This is a genomic window from Pseudomonadales bacterium (genome assembly GCA_041395945.1).
Taxonomy (GTDB): Bacteria; Pseudomonadota; Gammaproteobacteria; order Pseudomonadales; family Azotimanducaceae; genus SZUA-309.
In genome coordinates this window covers 852,839-872,867 of sequence record JAWKZN010000002.1, presented here as the reverse complement: position 1 = coordinate 872,867, position 20,029 = coordinate 852,839, and the positions used below count along the sequence as shown (strand labels likewise).

14 protein-coding genes are annotated in these 20,029 nt (G+C 61.5%); 11 read left to right on the top strand and 3 right to left on the bottom strand.

The window, feature by feature from the left end; all coding sequences use genetic code 11:
* Nucleotides 1-150: 150 nt before the first annotated feature.
* The 5 genes from R3E82_20610 to R3E82_20590 all read left to right on the top strand — a co-directional run bounded on the left by R3E82_20610 (nt 151) and on the right by R3E82_20590 (nt 9,328).
* Nucleotides 151-1,263, top strand: a complete 1,113-nt coding sequence (locus R3E82_20610; GenBank protein MEZ5553295.1) for an efflux RND transporter periplasmic adaptor subunit — start codon at nt 151-153, stop codon at nt 1,261-1,263.
* Nucleotides 1,260-4,352 (top strand): efflux RND transporter permease subunit, encoded by a 3,093-nt coding sequence (locus tag R3E82_20605; protein ID MEZ5553294.1) that lies wholly within the window; start codon nt 1,260-1,262, stop codon nt 4,350-4,352. The genes R3E82_20610 and R3E82_20605 overlap by 4 nt, the downstream gene beginning before the upstream one ends.
* A gap of 135 nt (nt 4,353-4,487) precedes the next feature.
* The gene (locus tag R3E82_20600) at nt 4,488-7,865 is read left to right on the top strand and encodes an efflux RND transporter permease subunit (GenBank protein MEZ5553293.1); all 3,378 of its coding nucleotides are present in this window, start codon (nt 4,488-4,490) and stop codon (nt 7,863-7,865) included.
* Complete coding sequence (locus R3E82_20595; protein ID MEZ5553292.1) at nt 7,852-8,898, top strand: efflux RND transporter periplasmic adaptor subunit; 1,047 nt, start codon at nt 7,852-7,854, stop codon at nt 8,896-8,898. The genes R3E82_20600 and R3E82_20595 overlap by 14 nt, the downstream gene beginning before the upstream one ends.
* A gap of 19 nt (nt 8,899-8,917) precedes the next feature.
* The gene (locus R3E82_20590) at nt 8,918-9,328 is read left to right on the top strand and encodes a YbaN family protein (protein MEZ5553291.1); all 411 of its coding nucleotides are present in this window, start codon (nt 8,918-8,920) and stop codon (nt 9,326-9,328) included.
* 88 nt (nt 9,329-9,416) lie between these two features.
* Here the strand turns inward: R3E82_20590 and R3E82_20585 are convergent, their stop codons facing one another.
* The 3 genes from R3E82_20585 to R3E82_20575 form a co-directional block, all read right to left on the bottom strand.
* Nucleotides 9,417-11,714, bottom strand: a complete 2,298-nt coding sequence (locus tag R3E82_20585; GenBank protein ID MEZ5553290.1) for a TonB-dependent receptor — start codon at nt 11,712-11,714, stop codon at nt 9,417-9,419.
* 120 nt (nt 11,715-11,834) lie between these two features.
* On the bottom strand, nt 11,835-12,776 hold the full coding sequence (locus tag R3E82_20580; GenBank protein ID MEZ5553289.1) for a FecR family protein: 942 nt from the start codon (nt 12,774-12,776) through the stop codon (nt 11,835-11,837).
* Entirely contained in the window at nt 12,773-13,393 is a 621-nt protein-coding gene (locus tag R3E82_20575) for an RNA polymerase sigma factor (protein ID MEZ5553288.1), read from the bottom strand. The genes R3E82_20580 and R3E82_20575 overlap by 4 nt, the downstream gene beginning before the upstream one ends.
* A gap of 178 nt (nt 13,394-13,571) precedes the next feature.
* Here R3E82_20575 and R3E82_20570 point away from each other — a divergent pair, with 178 nt between their 5' ends.
* The 6 genes from R3E82_20570 to R3E82_20545 are packed head-to-tail and all read left to right on the top strand — an operon-like array spanning nt 13,572 to nt 19,999.
* A complete protein-coding gene (locus R3E82_20570; protein ID MEZ5553287.1) occupies nt 13,572-14,210 on the top strand; it encodes a thermostable hemolysin in 639 nt (212 codons plus the stop codon).
* The gene (locus R3E82_20565) at nt 14,207-15,670 is read left to right on the top strand and encodes an AMP-binding protein (GenBank protein MEZ5553286.1); all 1,464 of its coding nucleotides are present in this window, start codon (nt 14,207-14,209) and stop codon (nt 15,668-15,670) included. The genes R3E82_20570 and R3E82_20565 overlap by 4 nt, the downstream gene beginning before the upstream one ends.
* Nucleotides 15,667-16,335 (top strand): iron-containing redox enzyme family protein, encoded by a 669-nt coding sequence (locus R3E82_20560; protein MEZ5553285.1) that lies wholly within the window; start codon nt 15,667-15,669, stop codon nt 16,333-16,335. Before R3E82_20565 ends, R3E82_20560 begins: the two co-directional genes overlap by 4 nt.
* Nucleotides 16,325-17,116 carry an SDR family oxidoreductase gene (locus tag R3E82_20555; protein MEZ5553284.1) on the top strand — a complete coding sequence of 264 codons (792 nt, stop codon included), beginning with the start codon at nt 16,325-16,327 and terminating at the stop codon, nt 17,114-17,116. The genes R3E82_20560 and R3E82_20555 overlap by 11 nt, the downstream gene beginning before the upstream one ends.
* 56 nt (nt 17,117-17,172) lie before the next feature.
* The gene (locus R3E82_20550; protein MEZ5553283.1) at nt 17,173-17,814 is read left to right on the top strand and encodes a hypothetical protein; all 642 of its coding nucleotides are present in this window, start codon (nt 17,173-17,175) and stop codon (nt 17,812-17,814) included.
* 49 nt (nt 17,815-17,863) lie between these two features.
* Nucleotides 17,864-19,999: a M3 family metallopeptidase gene (locus R3E82_20545; protein ID MEZ5553282.1), complete on the top strand. Its 2,136-nt coding sequence runs from the start codon at nt 17,864-17,866 to the stop codon at nt 19,997-19,999.
* Nucleotides 20,000-20,029: the final 30 nt, after the last annotated feature.

The following is a 20,029-nucleotide window of genomic DNA, read 5'->3' as shown; positions in this document are numbered from 1 at the left end:
GATTCCCCCCTCCTTTCTGCACCTGTGACACTTTCATGACACCCGGGGTTGGGCCGGCTTCGGGCCCCGATTCAATCGTTTCTGAACGTGAATTCGGAGAAATAGGGGGGAGGGATATACTGAGCGGCCATCCTCAGCCCCCGGCGGACCATGAAACAGTGGATCAGTGCCTTCCTTCTGCTCGTCCTCGGCGGCGCAGCGCTGGTGTGGTACGTCCTTGCTGGTGAAGACACGCCTGCGGCCGGGAAACCCGGGGCGGGCTGGAAGATGCCACCGCCCACTGTGGAAGCGGCGCCCGTAGCGCTGGGCTCGGTGGTGCGCAGTGTCGAGGCCGTCGGCACCCTGCGCGCCAACGAGGCGATCACCCTGCGGCCGGAAATCGCCGGGAGAGTCGTCGGCATCCATTTCAACGAAGGCCAGCCGGTAGACCGGGGTGCGGCACTGATTTCCCTGGATGACTCGGTGTATCAGGCCGAGTACCAGGAAAAGCAGGCGGATCTGCGGATCGCCGAGCTCGCCTATGAGCGGGCCGCGAAACTGGTGGAGAAACGGGCAGCGCCGATCGAAGAGCGCGATCGTACGCTCGCGCACATGCAGGCTGCCGAGGCCGCACTGCAGCTGGCCAGGGCACGGCGTGACAAGACCCGCATCGTCGCGCCGTTCGCCGGTATCGTGGGCCTGCGCTTCGTCAGCGTTGGTGACTACGTTGCGGCAGGCGACGATCTGGTGAGCCTGGTACAGATCAATCCATTGAAAGTGGATTTCCGGGTGGGCGAGGTGTACCTGGCACAGGTCGAGGTGGGGCAGGACATCGCTGTGCGGGTGGATGCTTTTCCTGGAGAGACATTCAACGGGTCGGTGTATGCCATCGAGCCCCAGGTCGATGTCGGCGGTCGGGCCGTGGTGATCCGGGCAGCCCTGCCGAACTCGGAGGAACGTCTGCGGCCGGGCCTGTTTTCCCGTGTGAATCTCGTCGTTGATGCCGCTGCCGAGGCCATCCTCGTGCCGGAGGACGCCATCGTGCCGCGTGGCGAGCAGCATTTCGTGTATCGACTCGACGGCAACCGCGCGGTACTGGCGGAGGTTGTGCTGGGCAAGCGTGCGGGCTCCCGGGTGGAGGTGCGCAGCGGTCTGTCGCGGGATGCCAGGGTGATCACCGCCGGTCAGCTGAAGCTGCGGGATGGGGTGGAGGTACGCGTGGTCCCGGAGGACGAAGCACAGGCCGCCGCAATTCCTGATACCGGAAATGAGGCGGGCAGATGATTCTTTCCGACCTCAGCATCCGCAGGCCCGTACTCGCCACGGTGAGCAGTCTGATCATCGTGCTGCTGGGCCTCATCGCCTGGGACCGGCTGACCATCCGGGAGCTGCCAAATATCGATGAGCCGGTAATTTCGGTACAGACCCTCTATCAGGGCGCCAACGCGGAAATCATCGAAAGCCAGGTCACCACTCCGCTGGAAGACGCCATCTCGGGTATTGAAGGCATCGACTATCTCAGCTCGATCAGTCGGGCGGAGATGAGCCAGATCACCGTGCGCTTTACCAGCGAACGGGATCCTGACGGTGCCACCAACGACGTGCGTGATCGGGTGTCGCGGGCGCGCTCACTGCTGCCGAGGGAAGTGGAAGACCCGATCGTCGAGAAGACGGAAGCAGACGCGCGGCCGATGATGTACATGGCGCTCACCTCGGACCGTCACGATGAGATGGAAATCACCGACTATGCGGATCGGATCGTCAAGGACCGGTTGCAGATCCTGCCGGGTGTTGCCCAGGTGCAGATCTTCGGGTCACGCCGGTACTCGATGCGCGTCTGGCTGGATCGTGCCCGGCTGGCCGCCTATTCGCTGACACCGGCTGACGTGGAACGCGCACTGCGTGAACAGAATGTGGAAGTCCCGTCGGGTCGGATCGAGAGCATCGATCGGGAATTCACCGTGCTGTCCGAAACCGATCTGACGACGCCGGAAGAATTCAGCCGCATCATTCTGCGCGACGCGGACGGTTATCTCATCCGGCTCGGCGACGTCGCGAACATTGAAATCGGACCCGAAGACGTGCGACGCATGTCGCGATCGAGCGGTGCCACAGCTGTCGGGCTGGGCATGGTGAAGCAGTCGACGGCGAATCCACTGGATGTTTCCCGCGGTGTAATGCGCGAGCTCGAAGCGCTCAAAGGCGTGCTTCCTGAAGGTATGGTCGTCAACGTCGGCTATGACTCGGCCGGTTACATCGATGAGTCCATCAAACGGGTGTTCATCACCATATTCGAGGCCATCGCGCTGGTGGTGCTGGTGATCTTTCTGTTTCTGCGCAACTGGCGGGCAACGCTGGTTCCACTGGTAACGATTCCCGTCGCCCTGATCGGTGCTCTGGCGATCATGTGGGGGCTGGGATTCTCGATTAACACCATCACCCTGCTGGCCTTCGTGCTCGCCATCGGACTGGTGGTGGATGATGCCATCGTCATGCTGGAGAACATTTACCGTTACATCGAGCAGGGTATGCCGGCGGCGCAGGCGGCCATTGTCGGTTCCAGGCAGATCGGCTTCGCGATCATCGCCATGACCTTCACGCTCGCAGCGGTATTTGCCCCCATTGCCTTCACCGAAGGCAAGACGGGTACGCTGTTCACTGAATTCGCGCTGACACTGGCAGGTGCGGTCGTAGTCTCTGGTTTCGTTGCACTGACGCTGTCGGTCACCATGGCATCACGCATGCTGCGGCATGAGAAAACCCATGGTGAAGCATTCAATTTCGGTGAGCGCGTACTGAATGGTCTGACAGGTCTGTACAGCCGTTCCCTGGCGCTGAGCCTGTCGATGCGACCGGTGGTGCTCGCGCTCATGGTACTCATCGGTGGCGTCTGTGTGGTGCTCTATCGGGGGCTCAACTCGGAACTGGCACCTGTCGAAGATCGCGGCACGGTGATGGCATTCGCCGTTGCTCCGGAAGGTGCGACACTTGAGTACCTGAATTCCTACACTCTGGCGATGGATAAGATCTACGAGGCTACCCCCGAGGTCATGACCTACATGATGATCATGGGCTGGCCGACGGTGTCGAACATGATGTCCTACGTGTCGCTGGCGCACTGGGACGATCGCCAGCGTTCTGCCCAGGAAGTGGCCGCAGAGATGCTGCCGAAGATGCTGGCGATTCCGGGCATCCGTGCTTTCACCGCAACCCCCCCTTCGATGGGTTCGAGCGGCAATGGTGCGCAGGCCGTGCAGTTCGTTGTCATGACCACTGACTCCTATGAACGCCTCGATGAGCAGATCGAGGAAATACTGGCCCGGCTGGAAGACGAGCCCGCTCTGGTAAACGTGGACACGGACCTGAAGCTCAACAAACCGGAACTCAAGGTCGAGGTGCACCGGGATAAAGTCGCAGCGGTCGGGGTCAGTGTGGTGGAAATCGGCCGCACGCTGGAGACCATGCTCGGCGGTCGGGAGGTGACCCGCTTCAAGCGCAACGCCGAGCAGTACGATGTCAAACTGCAGGTCGCTGATGTGGATCGTCGGGATCCGGCGGATCTCACCAGAATCTATGTGCGTGGCGCGGGTGGTGAGATGATCCAGCTGTCGAATCTCGTCAATGTCAGGGAGACGGTGGCACCCCGGGAGCTCAATCACTTCAACAAGCTGCGCTCGGCGAAGATCATCGCGAGTATCGGGCCCGGTTACTCGATGGGTCAGGCGCTCGATCGACTTGAAAGTATCGCCCGCGACGTCATGGGCCCCACGACCCAGGTGGACTACGAAGGCGTATCACGGGAATTCAGGGATTCCTCGTCGAAGATCTTCCTGACCTTCTTTCTGGCGCTGGCTTTCATCTACCTGGTACTGGCAGCCCAGTTCGAAAGCTTTGTCTCTCCACTGGTGATCATGTTCAGTGTGCCGCTGGCGATCGCCGGCGCTCTGCTGGCGCTGACTCTGACCGGTGCCACTCTCAACATTTATTCGCAGATCGGCCTCATCACACTGGTTGGCCTGATCACCAAACACGGCATCCTCATCGTGGAATTCAGCAATCAGCTGCGCGCACAGGGTGAGGAGCTGTTCGAGGCGGTGCGGAAAGCCAGTGTGCTGCGTTTGCGTCCCATTCTGATGACCACCGGCGCCATGGTGCTGGGTGCGGTCCCGCTGGCATTCGCCTCGGGTGCCGGTGCGGAGTCACGCCAGGACATCGGCTGGGTGATCGTCGGTGGCATGACCTTCGGCACCTTTTTCACCCTGCTGGTCGTACCGACGGTCTATACGTATCTGGTTCGCAAACCACCGCATCTGGCAAGGCTGCAGGAGGCGGCTCCGGAAGCAGCGCCGGAAGCCGGAATGATGCTGCGGTGATTCCCTATGTGAAATCCCCCTGCGCACTGGGTAGGCTCTGTGGCCGATGTCACCTGATCCGGATCTGCGCAGCTCGCTGAATTCCCTCAGCGGCCGCAACCGGTCTTACTGCTGATTTCCAAGGGAGCACCTGCTGTGTTCGATCGCCTGTTGAGGCTGTCCCTGGAAGGGACTGTACCCGTGCTGCTGCTGTTGCTGGCTTTCGGCCTGGGCCTGGCTGCGCTGGTGCTCACACCCAGGGAAGAAGAGCCCCAGATCGTGGTGCCCAGCGCGGACGTGCTCATCGATGCCCCTGGCCTGGATGCCCGCCAGGTCGAGCGACTGGTGACTACTCCGCTGGAAAAGCTGCTGGCCCAGATCGACGGTGTGGAACATGTCTATTCCACTTCGAGCAGCGGCCGGGCGGTGGTGAGCGTCCGATTCTTCGTTGGCGAGGACCGCGAGGACTCACTGCTGAAGCTCTATACCAAGGTCTATTCGGAACAGCAGCAGATTCCGGCCGGTGTCACCGGCTGGGTTGTGAAACCGGTGGAAGTGGACGATGTGCCCATTCTCACCGCCACACTGTGGGCGGATGATCCGGCGGTTGGCGACTTTGAACTGCGCCGGCTCGCGGAAGAAGTTGCCGTCATGCTGCAGGCCGTGCCCGACACCAATCGTATCGAGGTGATCGGCGGCCGACCGCGGGAGTTCCGGGTACTGCTCGAACCGCTGGCGATGGCGGGCCGGGTTACTGCGATAGACGATGTATTGCATGCGATCGGCAGATCCAGCGTCCGCCAGCTTGCAGGGTCGATCGACGCAGATAACCGCCGCACAGAGCTCGAAGTGGATGCCCGGATCCGCAGTGCCCGGGACCTGAATGCGCTGGTAGTCAATGTGGTGGACGGCGTGCCGGTCAGACTCGGAGATATTGCCACGGTGGTCGATGCCCCCGCGGAGCCATCGACCTACACCTGGATCCGCTTTGCCGGAGACAGTCGAGCGATGGCCCTTCCCGCGGTCAATGTCTCCATTGCCAAGCGGCGGGGAGCAAACGCCGTGACGGTCGCCGATGCGCTGATCAGCCAGCTGCACAGCCTTGAGGCCGAGATATTTCCCAGCGGTGTTGAGGTGGCGGTGACCCGCAACTATGGCGCCACTGCGGATCAGAAGATCAGTGATCTGATCGGCAGTCTGGCTGTTGCGGTGGTCGTGGTTGTGGTGCTCATCGGTCTCACCCTGGGCTGGCGGGCGGCGCTGGTTGTCGCACTCGCCGTGCCGATCTGCTATGGCTTCACGCTGATTCTCGATTATGCCGCAGGTTATACGATCAACCGGGTCACCCTGTTCGCGCTGATACTGGCACTGGGTCTGCTGGTGGATGATCCCATCACCGGTGTGGACAACATCGAGCGTCATCTTGCCGATACGGGCACGCTTGACGACCGGGTGATCGGTGCGATGCAGGAGATCCGTACACCGCTGATCATGTCGACGATAGCCGTCGTCATCGTCTTTGCCCCCATGAGCTTCATCACCGGCATGATGGGGCCCTACATGTCTCCAATGGCATTCAACGTACCGGTCGCCGTGATCGTCAGTACACTGGTGGCCTTTCTTGTCACGCCCTGGCTCGGTAAGCGCATCCTCCGGCCGGCACCGCCCGCCGGGTCACCGGCAGAGCCTTCCGGAACACCGCCGGGCAATCCGCAGCGCCCTTCGCTGTATGTGCGTCTGCTCGATACGCTGCTGTCTCGACCCGGCGCGGGAAGGTACTTTCTCATCGCGCTCGGTGGGCTGTTTGTCGCCAGCCTGCTGCTGCCACTGCTCCGGGTTGTACCCTTGAAGCTGCTGCCCTACGACAACAGAAACGAATTCCAGCTGGTGATCGACGCAGCGGAAGGGACGACGCTGGAGACAACGGATGGGTTTGCCCGTCGGCTGGCGGACTATCTGGTGACAGTCCCGGAAGTTGAGGCGGTCAACGCCTACGTGGGCACTCATGCGCCGATGGACTTCAACGGCCTGGTGCGCCGCTATTATCTGCGGGGAGAGTCCCATCAGGGTGAACTGCACGTGGTGCTCGCCGACAAACTGCAGCGTCCGGACCAGTCCCATGCGCTGATTCTGCGGCTGCGCCCGGCTATCGCGGCCATCTCGGCGGATGCTGGAATTGATGTGAAGGTCGTGGAAGTGCCGCCCGGACCACCCGTGATCGCCTCTGTGGTTGCCGAACACTACGGCAGTCCCACTACCCCCTATGCCGATCTGATCGATGCGGCCCGCATTACCGCGAACCGACTCGCCAGAGAGCCGGGTGTGGTGGATGTGGATGTGAGTGCCAGAGCACAGAGTGCGCGCAGGGTATTTGTACCGGATCAGGAGAAGGCGGCTCTGTCCGGTATCGGCGCCGATGTGATTGGCCAGGCATTCGCCGTGATTGGTACAGTTCCGGGCGCCGGCGCCGGCACTGTGGCGGCTTATGCCGCGGTGCCGGACGAGGCGTCTCCGCTGCCGATCCGTCTCACTGTGCCCTATGCGGACCGGGACAGAATCGGTCAGCTGTTCATCAAAGGGCAGCCGGGTATTGCGAAGGTCCGCGAGCGTGGTTCGGTGACCGATGCGCCTACCCCGCTGGTGTCCCTGGCCGAGCTGGGTCGGTTCGAAGACCGCTCAGTGGAACAGCCGATTTTTCATAAGGATCTGCGGCCGGTGAGCTACGCGTTTGCCGAAGTGGCGGGCCGGGTACCGGCAGACGTGGTTTACGATCTGGATGCGGATCTCCGAGGGGCGGGTGATGGCGCAGCGACAGCAGGTGAAGGGCCTGCAGACAGAGGATCAACAGCAGACACCCGGACGCTGGTGGAGGAAGGTCGTCCGCTGGCAGGCCGCACCTACTTCAGTTCCGGTGGCGGTCTGCCCTGGCAGCTGCCGGCGGATGTGAAGGTGGCATGGGGCGGCGAAGGCGAGTGGAACATCACCTTGAGAGTGTTCCGGGACCTCGGCATTGCATTCGGCGTCGCGCTGCTCGGGTTGTTTGTGGTGATCCGCGCCCAGACCGGCCTGACAGCGCTGACGTTCATTATCATGCTGGCCATTCCACTGACTGTGATCGGTATCATGCCCGGGTTCTGGCTGCTCAACCTGTTCTCGACTACCGGGTCGGGCAGCAGTGCGGATCCCGTGCTCTTCACAGCTACGGCGATGATCGGGATGATTGCGCTCGCCGGAATCGTGGTGCGCAATTCCCTCATCCTGGTGGAGTTCGTGCAGCAGGCGCGAAGTGCCGGGATGGGACTCGATGACGCACTGCTGGAGGCGGGGCGACTGCGTGCACGCCCCGTGCTGCTTACCGCGGGGACGACATTGCTGGGTAATCTTGTGATCACCCTCGATCCCATTTTTGCCGGCCTCGCCTGGGCCATCATTTTCGGTATCGCGGCTTCGACGGTGTTCACGCTGCTCGTGGTGCCGCTGGTCTACAAACTCGTGTATGCAGAATCCGAGGGAGGTTCCGATGAAGTGGCGTAGTCTCGCGCTGGCCGTGGTTGCAGTCGGCGGGCTCGTACTCCTCATGGGGTATTTTGCCGGCTGGTACCACGACAAGGTGAGTTCGAAGGATCCGGCGGGCCTGAGTGTTGCCGGTGCCAGACTGACGATCACCCCGGAGCAGGTGGAAAGTGTCGAGCCGATACCCGGCACCATCAGTGCTACCGATGAAACGCTGGTCGGTTCCCGGATTCTTGCCACCATCACCGCCATCCGGGTCCGCGCGGGAGACAAGGTGGCACCGGGCGATGTGCTGGTCGAGTTTGATGACAAGTCCCAGAAATCCGTGCTCGAGCAGCGTCAGCAGGTTGCCGCGAGTGCGCAGGCCAGTTTCGAAGACGCGACCCTGAACAGAGACCGGGCACTGCAACTGGTCGAGAGCGGCAATCTCTCCCGGGCGGATTACGACCGTGCCATGACAGCGTATCGGGTAGCCGCTGCACAGCTGGAAGGTGCACGACGTGCGGTAGCGGAAGCCCAGGCACAGCTCGGTTACACCCGGGTGGTGGCGCCTATGGGTGGCACGGTCGTGGACCGCTATGCGGAACCGGGTGATATGGCGGTGCCGGGGCAGTCGCTGCTGCGACTGTTCAATCCCGGACGGTTGCGGGTTGAGGCTGTGTTACGGGAGTCGCTTATCGCCAAAGTCGTACAGGGTCAGCAGATCCGGGCAAAAGTCGATGCGCTGAGCGCCGAGGTGCCCGCTGTAGTTGAAGAGGTAGTGCCGAGCGCAGATCCGGGCTCCCGCACGTTCCTGATCAAGGCCCTGCTGCCGAGCCAGGAGAATCTCTACCCTGGCATGTTCGCGCGGCTGATGATTCCTGTCGGCAGCCGCAGCGTGCTCCGGGTACCCCGGGCTGCGGTGCAGCACTCGGGCCAGCTCGATTTCCTCTATCTGGCCGGTGCGGAAGGTGTGCAGCGCCGATTTGTCCGTCTCGGCGAACCGGACGCAGAGTGGGTAGAAGTGATCTCAGGGATCGAACCCGGTTCTGTGATCATAGTGCCCGAAAGCTGAATTTCCGATGCGCACCTGAATGACTGAACAGATGCAGGCTGAAGATACGATGGACCCTGTCGCGCCTGTGACCCGCTGGCGGCTGCTCTATCAGATCGTCGCCTATGTGAGTCTGGTACTCGGCATCGTCGGCGCCTTCCTGCCGGTGCTGCCCACGACACCGTTTCTGCTGCTGGCTGCCTGGGCAGCCGCCCGGGGCTCACCGCGTCTGCACGGCTGGCTGTATGCGCATCCGCGCCTCGGCGCTCCGCTCATCGCCTGGGAAACAAAGCGGGCAGTGTCCACAGGAGCGAAATGGATTGCGTGCGTATTCATGTCACTGAGCTGGGTGATCATGTATGTGCAGCTGGGATCTTTAGTGGTGTCTTCGATCACCGGAGTTCTGTTTATCGGAGTTGCTGCCTTTCTGATCAGCCGGCCGACCCCGTAGTGGGCTGTAACCGACGGAGTGCAGTACTGTCGGAATGTCAGTGACTGTCACGGGCCAGAAGTCGGGCAGAAACTGCAGGTGCAGGGTTTCACCATTCCCAGCGCAGACCCAGTACCGGAACCAGCGGCAGAAGATCCTGAACGTCGCGTTGCCAGTCGCCATCTTCGTCGAGTTCGTAGTTGAAACCTCCGACATTGGAACGGTTCGAGACATTGGATATGTCCAGATAAAGCTCCAGCCGGCTGGATTGCATTTGCCAGATACGGGCGATAGAGACATCGATGGAGGCGAAGTCCTTCAATCTGCTGCTGTCATAGAATGAGACTGGTGGCAGGGGTTCTGTAATCAGCGGCGTTGTTGCCCAGCCGGTATGCCAGGTACTGTGCAGGCCGAAGCGCCATTGGCCCGGCTGCCAGTCGAAACCCAGTGACACTGCCTGATGCTGATCCCAGGGACGCGGCCGCCAGTCGTCGCGCAGCTTTTCCTCGACATCGGAGTAGACATAGGCTGCGCGCCAGAAGAAATCCTGGAACAGGATGCCGGATGCAGAGATCTCCACTCCTGAAGCCCGTGCGCTTTCCGGAACGATCTGTACGCGGTCGGAGTGCAGCTCAGGGAGCAGAACGTAGCGGTTGTAGAGATTGTCGAAGCGAGTCTGCGGGTTGTCTATGGACTTGTGGTAAACCTCCAGTTGCAACTGCAGCCGGCTGTGCGGTGTAAACCGGAAACCTGCGCTGTACTGATCCGCTGCCTGGGGCGATTGCAGTTCGAGCAGACCGTCATCGATCTGCAGCTCATAGAGGTTCTGATGCTGCACATAGCGACCCGCATTGGCGAAAAGAGTGATGTCGTCCCGCAGTGCATAATTGATCTGTAACCGCGGGCTCAACCGATTGTCATGAATCGGATCCATATCCTGATTGTCGTAGCGCAGCCCGAATTCAATCTCCAGATTTTTGCCGATCTGCGTCTGAGCGGTGACGTAAACTGCAGCCATCTCGCCGTCTCTGCTTGCGTCGAATGCGCGTGAGAGTTGTGCGGTGGGTTGTATGGGTTCCCCGAGGGGGCCGTAGGTGGTGAACAAGCGGGAGGAGAAAGTCCCCCGCTGGTGTTCGTACTCGAAGCCGCTGAGGAGAGTGAGTCCGCTGGCGAGCTGCTGTCTCCAGCTGCTGCCGAAGCGGTAGACGTCGAAATCCCGATCCTCAACGAGACTTCCGACTGCGTCGGCCGGGTTGTCGAGGGTGCCGCCTCTGGAGCTGTCCACCCGGCTGAAATCGGCATGCAGGTTGAGTTCCCGGCGCCTGGAAAATTCGCGCTGCCAGCTGAGCCAGCCCAGGGTATTCCGATGGCTCGATGACCCGGACTCGCCGATGCTCGGGTTGTTGACCGAGGCTTCGTCGGAAACGTTGAGTAACCCGAAAATCATCCTGCCGTGATCGGAGTCCCGGCTGAGCCTGAGCATCTGGTCGTCGAAAGAAGGCTCGCCGTAGTCCGTGTCGAAAAGCTTCAGCATGGTGTCGAGGTTGCCGCGGCGCGCGGATGCGAGCCACTGCCAGTTATCTGTGGCGCCCTGCATGTGCGCCGCAAGGTTGAGCAGATTGGCGTCAACCATTCCGCTGAAAGCCGCACTGGTCTCAGCCACACCGAACTCCATCACGGCACTCGATCGGTTGCCGTAACTGGCCGGAAACCCGGACCGATAGACATCCACGGTATCGATGACGTTGGTGTTCAGAGCGCTGAAGGGCCCGAGAAAATCTTTCAGGTGAAAGGGCTCGATGACCCGGGCACCATCCAGCAGGTAGAGCACTTCGTCCTGATCGCCGCCGCGGATCCGCTGACGGACCGAAAAGCCGTTGTCCGCCTGTCCAGGCAGGGTGTTTACCACCCGCAGCAGATCCCGGCCGATCGCTGGAATGCCCTGGATCTCGCTGATGTCCAGCGTGCGGGTGGTGGCGGTGCCGCGAACGAGCCGGTGGCGGGGAGAGATCACCAGAATCTCTTCGATGGTGGTTTCCACCGGTTCCTGCGGTTGGAGCAGATCCCCGGCGTCTTCTGGAACTGAGGCGTCGAGCCGCACCACATACCAGACTTCGCTGCCATCTGCGGTCTGGCGGATCCGCAGGGCGTGGGGTTCGAGCAGTGCATTCAACTGCGCTTCGACCGACAGGCCCGGCGCGGGCTGCTCGAATACCCGCTGCCGGTCGTTGATCAGCCCGCTCGACCAGACCAGTCTGAATCCCGCCACGCGGTACTTCTCGAGGGCGTCCGCCAGGCGCTCCCCCGGTTCGATCGAAGCGTCGGTCGTGGCGGCTGTCGCCAGACCTGCGTGGAGCAGCATGCAGGACAACAGCAGAGTGCACAGCGAGTGAAGGATCAGCCGCATCAGAACCGGAGAGTTTCGATCAGGGTGGCCCGACTATAGGGACTTTCTCAGACTGTGTCTCTGCAGGGTGGCCGCTTGAGTCTGTTCCTGCATCGGGCAGCTTCACACGCGGCCCCCGGTTCAGGGGAGGGCGATGGTGAGACTCTGGCCGTTGCCGGTGTGGACCAGGAGATCCGAAGTGGATGCCACCACCTCCAGTGCTTCCAGAGGCGACATGTTGGAAACCTGATCGCCATGCAGACGCAGGTTCATCACCCAGGCTTTGACCCCCGGATCCGCATACTCCAGTTGCACACCCAGATCCCGGGCGATCTGTTCGAGCACGACAGCAACCGCGGTTTCCTCATAGCCTCGCGGCACAGAGTGAATCCAGTCCCAGCGTGGAGCGTTGACGGGCTCCGCACGGCTGATGACCCGATCGGCGGTGAGGGTCACGACATCACCCTGCAGTCCGTCCGCGCCTGCCTGATAGCTGCCCAGATCCGAATCGATGATCGTCTTGCCGGCGCGAACGGCAACTTCCAGCTGATCGTCGTCGAGCGCGACCAGGAATCGGGTACCGATGTCCCTTACCGCACCGCGGGCTGTGATCACGGTCATGTTGTCATGATCGCCGGTGTCCACGAAAACCCTGCCCCGGGTAAGTTCGAAGCTTGATTCGCTCACCCAGCGCAGAGCGGTGTGCCCGGCGAGGCGCAGGTCGGTTGACTGCCCTAAGACCAATCGTGCGGGTACCGCCGCAGCCATTGTGTCACCGGCGGTGATTGCGATCCGCTCACCCGGCTGCAGGACTGCACCGTTCATTTCAAGCCTTGCGGCATCCACCACATCGAGACTGAAGGATTCCGGCTGGCGCAACACGAGCACAGCAGCCAGCACTGTCACTGTGAGGACAGCGGCAAGTGCGCGGAGGTTGCGCAGGCGCGATCCATGTCGGTCCTGCTCCTCGAGGAAGGCCGCCCTGGCTGCTTCGTAGGCGCGGTGCTGTGCGGCGTCAGGCGGCTGCTGGCGTGCCTTGAGGCCCGCGAACAGCGCATCCATCGCTCTGTCCGGATCTGTCATTGTGGTTCTCCCCCGAGATTCAGCATCGATGCCATACCCTGCATTTCGTCGGCGAGCACCCGATACTGTTCCTGAAAGGCCGTACGTGCCCGCGCGAGCATGGACTGCACGGCGATGGCGGTTGTTTCGAGTCGTTCGGCGATTTCCTGAACGCTCAGCCCTTCGATGTATTTCAACTCCAGAACGTTGCCGTACTGTGCCGGCAGATGATCGAGTATGAGCTGAACCAGCTGTTGCCGCTGCCGCTGCTGATTGGCACCTTCCGGCGTCAGAAGTGGATCCATCTCCAGTGATTCGACCTCGGCGCGGATGTACTCGTTATCTTCAATCGCGACTACATGACTGTGTCTTGCATTATTTTTGTAAGTACGCGTGATCTGGTTGCGTGCGATCTGGCAGATCCAGGTGAACAGACTTGCCTCACCCCGATAAGTTGAGATTTTGCGGATCGCCTGGGTGATTACCATCTGCGCGACGTCTTCCGCGGCGTTCTCGTCGAGCCGGCGTATGCAGAAGCGGTAGAGGCGCGGATAATAGATGTCGAAAAACTGGCGGAAAGCGGCCTCGCTGCCTTTCGCAACGAGTCGTGCCAGCGCCCTGTCTTCCTTATTGATCACTTCTGGCCATCATGTGTCGTTCAGTCTGCACTTTTCCCTGTTCCGACAGCGCATTGCCCGCTCTCATCACTCTTGGATACCCGGTCCCGGCGCAATCAATCGTTTCCGGCCGGCGATTGGTTTTCCGGTGGCGCCTGCTCTAGGTCTGAACAGAAACACAGCATAGAGGTGTGTCGGTATGTCAGACAATGCTCTGGCCCGGTATGTCCAGGAACCTGGCGTTCTGCCGCAGGCAGATGCAACTCTGGCGGCTGCCGGCGGGTTGACGGTGATCCTTGCGGCTGCGCCCGCCACCCGTGCGGAAGCCCTGGGATATATCCAGGAGCAGTTCCGGCTGCATTTCGGTGCCAGTATCGTGGATGACGTGCCGATTCTGATGCTCTGCAGAGCGGCTTCGGGTGCGGTGGTCGCTGCCTGGGGACTGCGTCGCCTCGATGACGGGCTGTTCAGTGCCTGCTATCTGGATCGGGAGCTGCTCGACAGCCTGTCTCCGGTCTCCGATAGTCCGCCCGGGGTCGACGAAGTGGTGGAACTCAGTCATCTGAGTGTCAGGCATCCGAAGGTACTTCTGGCCTTGATCCCACTGCTGGCGCAGGTTCTGGCAGAGATGAAATTCCGCTACCTGGTATGCACGGCCACCGGTTGTCTTACCCGCTTTTTCCAGAGGCGGGGGTTTTCCCCGCTGGTGCTCGCCGCAGCAGACCGGCAAAAGCTGGCCCCGGACGACCGCGACCGCTGGGGCACCTACTACGATCACAACCCCATGGTGCTTGCCGGTCGCATCGACAATGCGCTCGACAGCAGGCCTTCGCGATGACTCTGCTCGAAAACGCCTTCACCCGTTACGCGGGCCGCCCTGCGCTGATGGATGAGCAGGGTGTGATCACGTTCGCCGAACTGCAGTCTCAGATTTTCGACTGGACCCGCACACTGGATGAACTGGACGCCCGGCGCGTTGCCTTCCGGCTCGACAACTCACCCCGCTGGCCGGCGCTGGATCTCGCTCTGCTGATGACGGACCGGGTTGCGGTCCCGATTCCCCAGTTTTTCTCGCAGCGCCAGGTAGAACATGCTCTCGTAAACAGTGGTGCTGACCTCCTGGTTACTGATGACGCGCCTCCGGAGGGCCTGGGACTGACAGCCGCTCTGCCGCGCAGTGGAGAAGATGGTCTGTATCGAATTGAAAACGCATCGCCAGTACCGCTACCGGCAGAGACCGCAAAACTGACCTACACCTCGGGCACCACGGGCACTCCGAAGGGCGTGTGTCTGTCTGCAGATACACTGGTCGCCACTGCGCAAGGCATAGCAGAAGCGCTGGAACCTGTTCGTGTGCAGCATCACATGAGCGTGCTGCCGCTGTCGCTGCTGCTGGAAAACGTCGCCGGTGTCTATGCGAATCTGCTCAATGGCGGCATCACGACCCTGCTGCCCCTCGCGGCCCTTGGTCTGCAGGGTAGCAGCGGCATTGATCTGGCTGGCTTCGTGGCGGCCCAGAACCGTGTCAGACCGGAAAGTCTGATCCTGGTACCACAGCTGCTGCTGGCACTGACAGCGGCAGCAGAGCTCGGTATGCAGATACCCACCAGCTACCGGTTTGTTGCGGTGGGTGGCGGTAAAGTATCGGTCAGCCTGCTCGAACGGGCGCGTCGGGCTGGTATTCCCGCTTATGAAGGTTATGGCCTTACCGAATGCGGATCGGTTGTTACTCTGAATCTCCCGGGTGCAGACCGACCCGGCAGTGTGGGGCGACCCCTGCCCCATGCGCAGATTACGGAGATCGGAGGGCGAATCCATATCAGGAAGCCGGTGTTGCGCGGCTACACGGGAGACTGTGTGCAGGCCCCGGGTTGTGTGGATACCGGCGATCTCGGACATATCGATGCGGATGGCTTTGTCCACGTGCATGGCCGGGCCAGCAATCACTACATCAGCGCCTTCGGACGCAACATCAACCCGGAATGGATAGAAGGGGAGCTGACTGCGGAACTCCCCATAGGTACCGCGGTTGTATTTGGAGATGGCCGACCGGTGAATGTGGCACTGCTGCTGGGCCGGGCAGGGGCGGACGAAGCGTCAGTGACAGCCGCCGTCGACAGATGCAACGCGCGACTGCCGGACTATGCGCAGATTGCCGCCTGGAAACTGGTGAATGCGGAAGTGTTCCGTGAGCGCGGATGCCTGACCGAAAACGGACGACCACGTCGAGTCGAAGTACTCGCCGGCTATCAGCACGAGCTGGAAGCCCTGTTCAGTGGTATCGAGGAGTTCTCATGACAAATTTTGACTTGCTGGTGGAGAGCACGACGCTCGAGCAGCAGACGCTTCTGGCTGCCCCGATCATGCAGGATCTGGTCGATGGCGCATTCGACCTGCCTGCCTACCATCGGTTTCTCGAGAACGCCTACCAGCATGTGCGACACACCGTACCGCTGATGATGGCCTGTGCAGCACGGCTGCCCCGGCGTCTCGAATGGTTGCGACCAGCGCTGGTGGAATATATCAACGAAGAACAGGGCCACGAACGCTGGATTCTCAACGACCTGGACGCCTGTGGCGCCGATATCCGCACCGTGCAGAAGACGGAACCGGGCATCGAAGCGGAACTGCTGGTGAGTTACGTCTATGACTACATCGAACGGCACAATCCTGTCGGCTTTTTCGGCATGGTGCATGTACTTGAAGGCACCAGCACCAGTATCGCGACGCTCGCCGCCCGGCTGATACAGGACACGCTGGGTTTACCCGATGCTGCGTTCAGCTATCTGCGGAGCCACGGTGAGCTGGATAAGGAACATGTGGTTTTCTTCCAGCAGCTGATCAACCAGCTGGAAGATCCGCAGGATCTGGCTGCGGTAATCCATGTCGCCAGACGCGTATTCAGGCTCTATGGAGATGTTATCCGCTCCGTTCCGCGGCTGGAGAGCCGGTGTGCCGCCTGACAGCTTCGACTCACAGGTCTGTGTGCTGACGGGTGCTGCCGGCGGCATCGGTCGTGAACTGGCTCGTGAGCTGACCGGCCGCGGTGCGAAGCTCGTGATATCCGGCCGGCGCGGGAATGCGCTGTCTGATCTGCGCACCGGACTCCCGGCTGGCAGTGTCGCAGCCGCGGTAGCTGGAGATCTGCGGGATGAAAAGGTGCGCGCCGAACTTGCTGCGACGGCGTCAGCGGCCGGGGCGACTGTCCTGGTCAACCTGTCCGGGGCTAATGCATTCGGCATGCTCGAGCGACAGACCAGCGACGACATTGCGGAACTGATCGAAACCAATCTGGTCGCCCCCATGCAGCTGACCCGTCTGCTGCTGCCGCACCTCCTGGCTCAGCAGGTGGCGTCGATCGTCAATGTCGGCTCGGTGCTGGGCGAGATCGGTCATCCCGGCTACACAGCGTACTGCGCGAGCAAGTTCGGGCTGCGCGGGTTCAGTGAGGCATTGCGGCGCGAACTCGCCGACACGTCGGTAACCGTCCAGTACCTGGGTCCGCGGACGACACGCACCACGATGAACGATGCCGCCGCTGTGCAGATGAACGAAATGCTCGGTAACTCGGTGGACGAGCCCGCCGAAGTCGCGAAGTGGATTGCCGATGCCATGGCCGAAGGGCGGCTGCGAGGTAACTTCGGCTGGCCGGAGCGGTTCTTCTGCAGGATTAATGCGCTGCTGCCGGGGGTTGTGGATGGTGCCATCGCGGGGAAGCTGGCGGTGGTAAAACGTTTTGCCTGAGAGGATCTGATAAACAACGGGAATAGAACGACATTGAGACAGGAGATGTGAAGACGATGATCGAAAAAGCAGTCCGATTGCTGATGATGGGCGCTCTCATGGTTCTGGCGGTACCGGGTCAGGCTGCTGTCGAAACCGTGGCTGATCTGCAGTCCGAGTGGGCGCACATTACCTATGAAACCGATGCGAAGAGCCGGGCCGCAGCGCTGGAAGCGCTGGGTGAAGCAGCCCGGCGGCTGAGCGATGAACATCCTGAAGATGCCGGTCTGCTGATCTGGCAGGGCATCATCCTGTCTTCCTATGCCGGGGAGGCCGGTGGACTCGGTGCGCTCGGTGCTGCAAAACGGGCAAGAGCTGCGCTCGAGAAATCGCTGGAGCTCGATGAGACAGCCCTGGATGGATCCGCCTATACGAGTCTCGGCACGCTGTACTACAAGGTGCCCGGCTGGCCTGTGGGTTTCGGCAATGACAAAAAGGCCCGGGAGTTTCTGCAGCGCGCGCTGTCTATCAACCCCGACGGAATTGATCCCAACTACTTCATGGGCGAGTTTCTCTTCGAAGAAGGCGACTATGCTGCCTCGGTTACGCATCTGCGGCGGGCACTCGTCGCGCCCGGGAGAGCGGGCCGCGAGCTGGCGGATTCCGGACGTCGCCAGGAAATCCAGCGGCTGCTGGAGCAGGTGACGCAGAAGCTCTGAGCAGACCGCCGCGTGTACAATACGCGCTCCCACTGTGTCGGAGCCTGGCGTGAGCGGAAAGAGCGCAACCCCTGAAGAGCTGTTGAGCGGCCTGGAAGAGACCCGGCGTCTCGGCGCCATCGCCCGCCTGCCCGTCTGGGAACGGTTCGAAGCGTCGAAGGTGGAGGCTGCCGCCAATGTGCTGCTTGATCAGGTGGAAGCTGCATTTTCCGCCCTCGAATCGGCCCCGGGTGCGGACTGGGCAACCCTGATGGATCCCCAGGAGCGGATGGACCTGCGCATCGGCTACCTGCTCGGCACGGTCACCCATCTGCTTTCGGTGAAGTACTCGGACGAACTCCAGGCTGCCTACGACAATGTGCGCCCCCGGGCGGTGGAGCTGGGTAATCGGATGAGCCAGAGCCGTCCGATCTACGAGGCCATGGTCGCACTTCGGGACTCGGCGTCCACCGCACTCACCACAGCCCGGACACGCATCCTCGGGGAATCCATCCGCGGTATGGAGCGATCGGGCGTGCACCTGGAAGGCGATGCGAAAAGCCGTTACCAGGAAATTGCCCAGCGTCTTGCCGAGCTGAGCAACAGATTTCAGACCAACCTGGTGAAGGAAGAGAAAACCAACCGCATCCGGGTCGCACAACGCGCGCAGCTTGCCGGAGTACCGGAGCCGATCCTGGCGCTGGCTGTTCGCACCGCCGTGGCAGACGGCGTCAAGGATGCCAGCGAGAAGGACGGCCCGTGGCACTTTGTGGTCAATGGTGTGAACTACATGTCGATACTGCAGCATGCTGAGGATGGTGCGCTGCGCGAGTCCTTCTATAGAGCCTTCCGGGAACGGGGCACGCATGCCGAACTGGACAATCGACCGGTGCTCGAGGAAATCCTGCGCCTGCGTCAGGAGTCCGCGCGTCTGGTGGGCTTCGACAACTACGCGGAACTGTCGGTAGATGCCAAGATGGCCCCCTCGGTAGACGCGGTGTGGGGACTGCTCGCGGATCTGGAGCAGGCGGCGCGTCCGGCAGCGGAAGAAGAGTACGAGGTGCTCAAAACCTTCATGAAAGAACAGGGCGCGGCCGCTGCGCCTGCGCCCTGGGACATCCCGTTCTGGACGGAGCGGCTGCGTAAGCAGCGCTACGACTACGATTCGGAGGCGCTGCGGTCCTATTTCCAGCTGCCCCGGGTGCTGGATGGACTGTTTGCTCTGATGCAGAAACTCTACGACGTGGAGATCCGGGAGGTGGCTGCCGGTTCCGTGCCGGTCTGGGATGAAAGTGTGTCGTTTTACGAAGTGCTGCGTTCGGGTCGCGTAATCGCCGGCTTCTACATGGATCCCTGCGCGCGCCCGGGTGAAAAGCAGGGCGGGGCCTGGATGAACAAGGTCGTGGGCCGCAGTCGGCTGCTTGCGGAGGGAGAACAGGGTTCTTCTCTCCCCGTGGCATTGTTTGTCATGAACAGCCGGCCACCGGCCGCCGGGAAGCCTGCTCTCATGTCGATGGAGGAGGTGCGCACCCTGTTCCATGAGTTCGGTCATGCCACACAGCACATGTTTACCGACATTGAAGAAGGTGGTGCGTCCGGCATGAACCTGGTCGAGTGGGATGCGGTGGAGCTTGCCAGTCAGTTCAACGAATACTGGATGGAGCACAAGCCCTTTCTGCGTGAACTGACCGCCCACGTCGACAGTGGTGAACGGCTGGACGATGCCACCATCGACAGGGTGCTGGAGAGCAGAAATTTCATGATCGGCAGCGGGACGCTGAGACAACTGCATTTCGGCAAAGTGGATCTGGCGCTGCACCAGGGTTTCGGCCTGCCGGGCAGCAATGATCCGCAGACCCCCTTCGAGATTGAGCAGGCGATCGCTGAAAAAACACTGGTGATACCCGTGCTGAAAGACGAATCCCAGCTGCCCGCGTTCGGTCACCTGTTTGCAGGTGGCTATGCGGCCGGTTACTACTCCTATAAATGGGCCGAAGTGCTCGCGGCCGATGCCTTCGCCGCGTTCCGGGAAGCCGGGCTGGATGATGAGGTCGCCCTGCGGCGCGTGGCGGCAAAGTTCCGGGAGACGGTCCTCGGACTGGGGGGCAGTCTTCCTGCAGCTGAAGTTTACCGGCGATTCCGGGGTCGGGATGCGACGGCCGACGCGCTGCTCATCGATCAGGGCCTGAAAACGAAAGCGGCCTGAGAAGGCCTGACGCCCTCCCTCGCGCGACAA

Excerpts from the sequence above, each read along its gene's own strand:
- R3E82_20560 (MEZ5553285.1), top strand. The coding sequence starts at position 15,667 with ATGACAAATTTTGACTTGCTGGTGGAGAGCACGACGCTCGAGCAGCAG.
- R3E82_20565 (MEZ5553286.1), top strand. The coding sequence starts at position 14,207 with ATGACTCTGCTCGAAAACGCCTTCACCCGTTACGCGGGCCGCCCTGCG.
- R3E82_20610 (MEZ5553295.1), top strand. The coding sequence starts at position 151 with ATGAAACAGTGGATCAGTGCCTTCCTTCTGCTCGTCCTCGGCGGCGCA.
- R3E82_20595 (MEZ5553292.1), top strand. The coding sequence starts at position 7,852 with ATGAAGTGGCGTAGTCTCGCGCTGGCCGTGGTTGCAGTCGGCGGGCTC.
- R3E82_20580 (MEZ5553289.1), bottom strand. The coding sequence starts at position 12,776 with ATGACAGATCCGGACAGAGCGATGGATGCGCTGTTCGCGGGCCTCAAG.
- R3E82_20605 (MEZ5553294.1), top strand. The coding sequence starts at position 1,260 with ATGATTCTTTCCGACCTCAGCATCCGCAGGCCCGTACTCGCCACGGTG.
- R3E82_20570 (MEZ5553287.1), top strand. The coding sequence starts at position 13,572 with ATGTCAGACAATGCTCTGGCCCGGTATGTCCAGGAACCTGGCGTTCTG.
- R3E82_20590 (MEZ5553291.1), top strand. The coding sequence starts at position 8,918 with ATGACTGAACAGATGCAGGCTGAAGATACGATGGACCCTGTCGCGCCT.
- R3E82_20585 (MEZ5553290.1), bottom strand. The coding sequence starts at position 11,714 with ATGCGGCTGATCCTTCACTCGCTGTGCACTCTGCTGTTGTCCTGCATG.
- R3E82_20550 (MEZ5553283.1), top strand. The coding sequence starts at position 17,173 with ATGATCGAAAAAGCAGTCCGATTGCTGATGATGGGCGCTCTCATGGTT.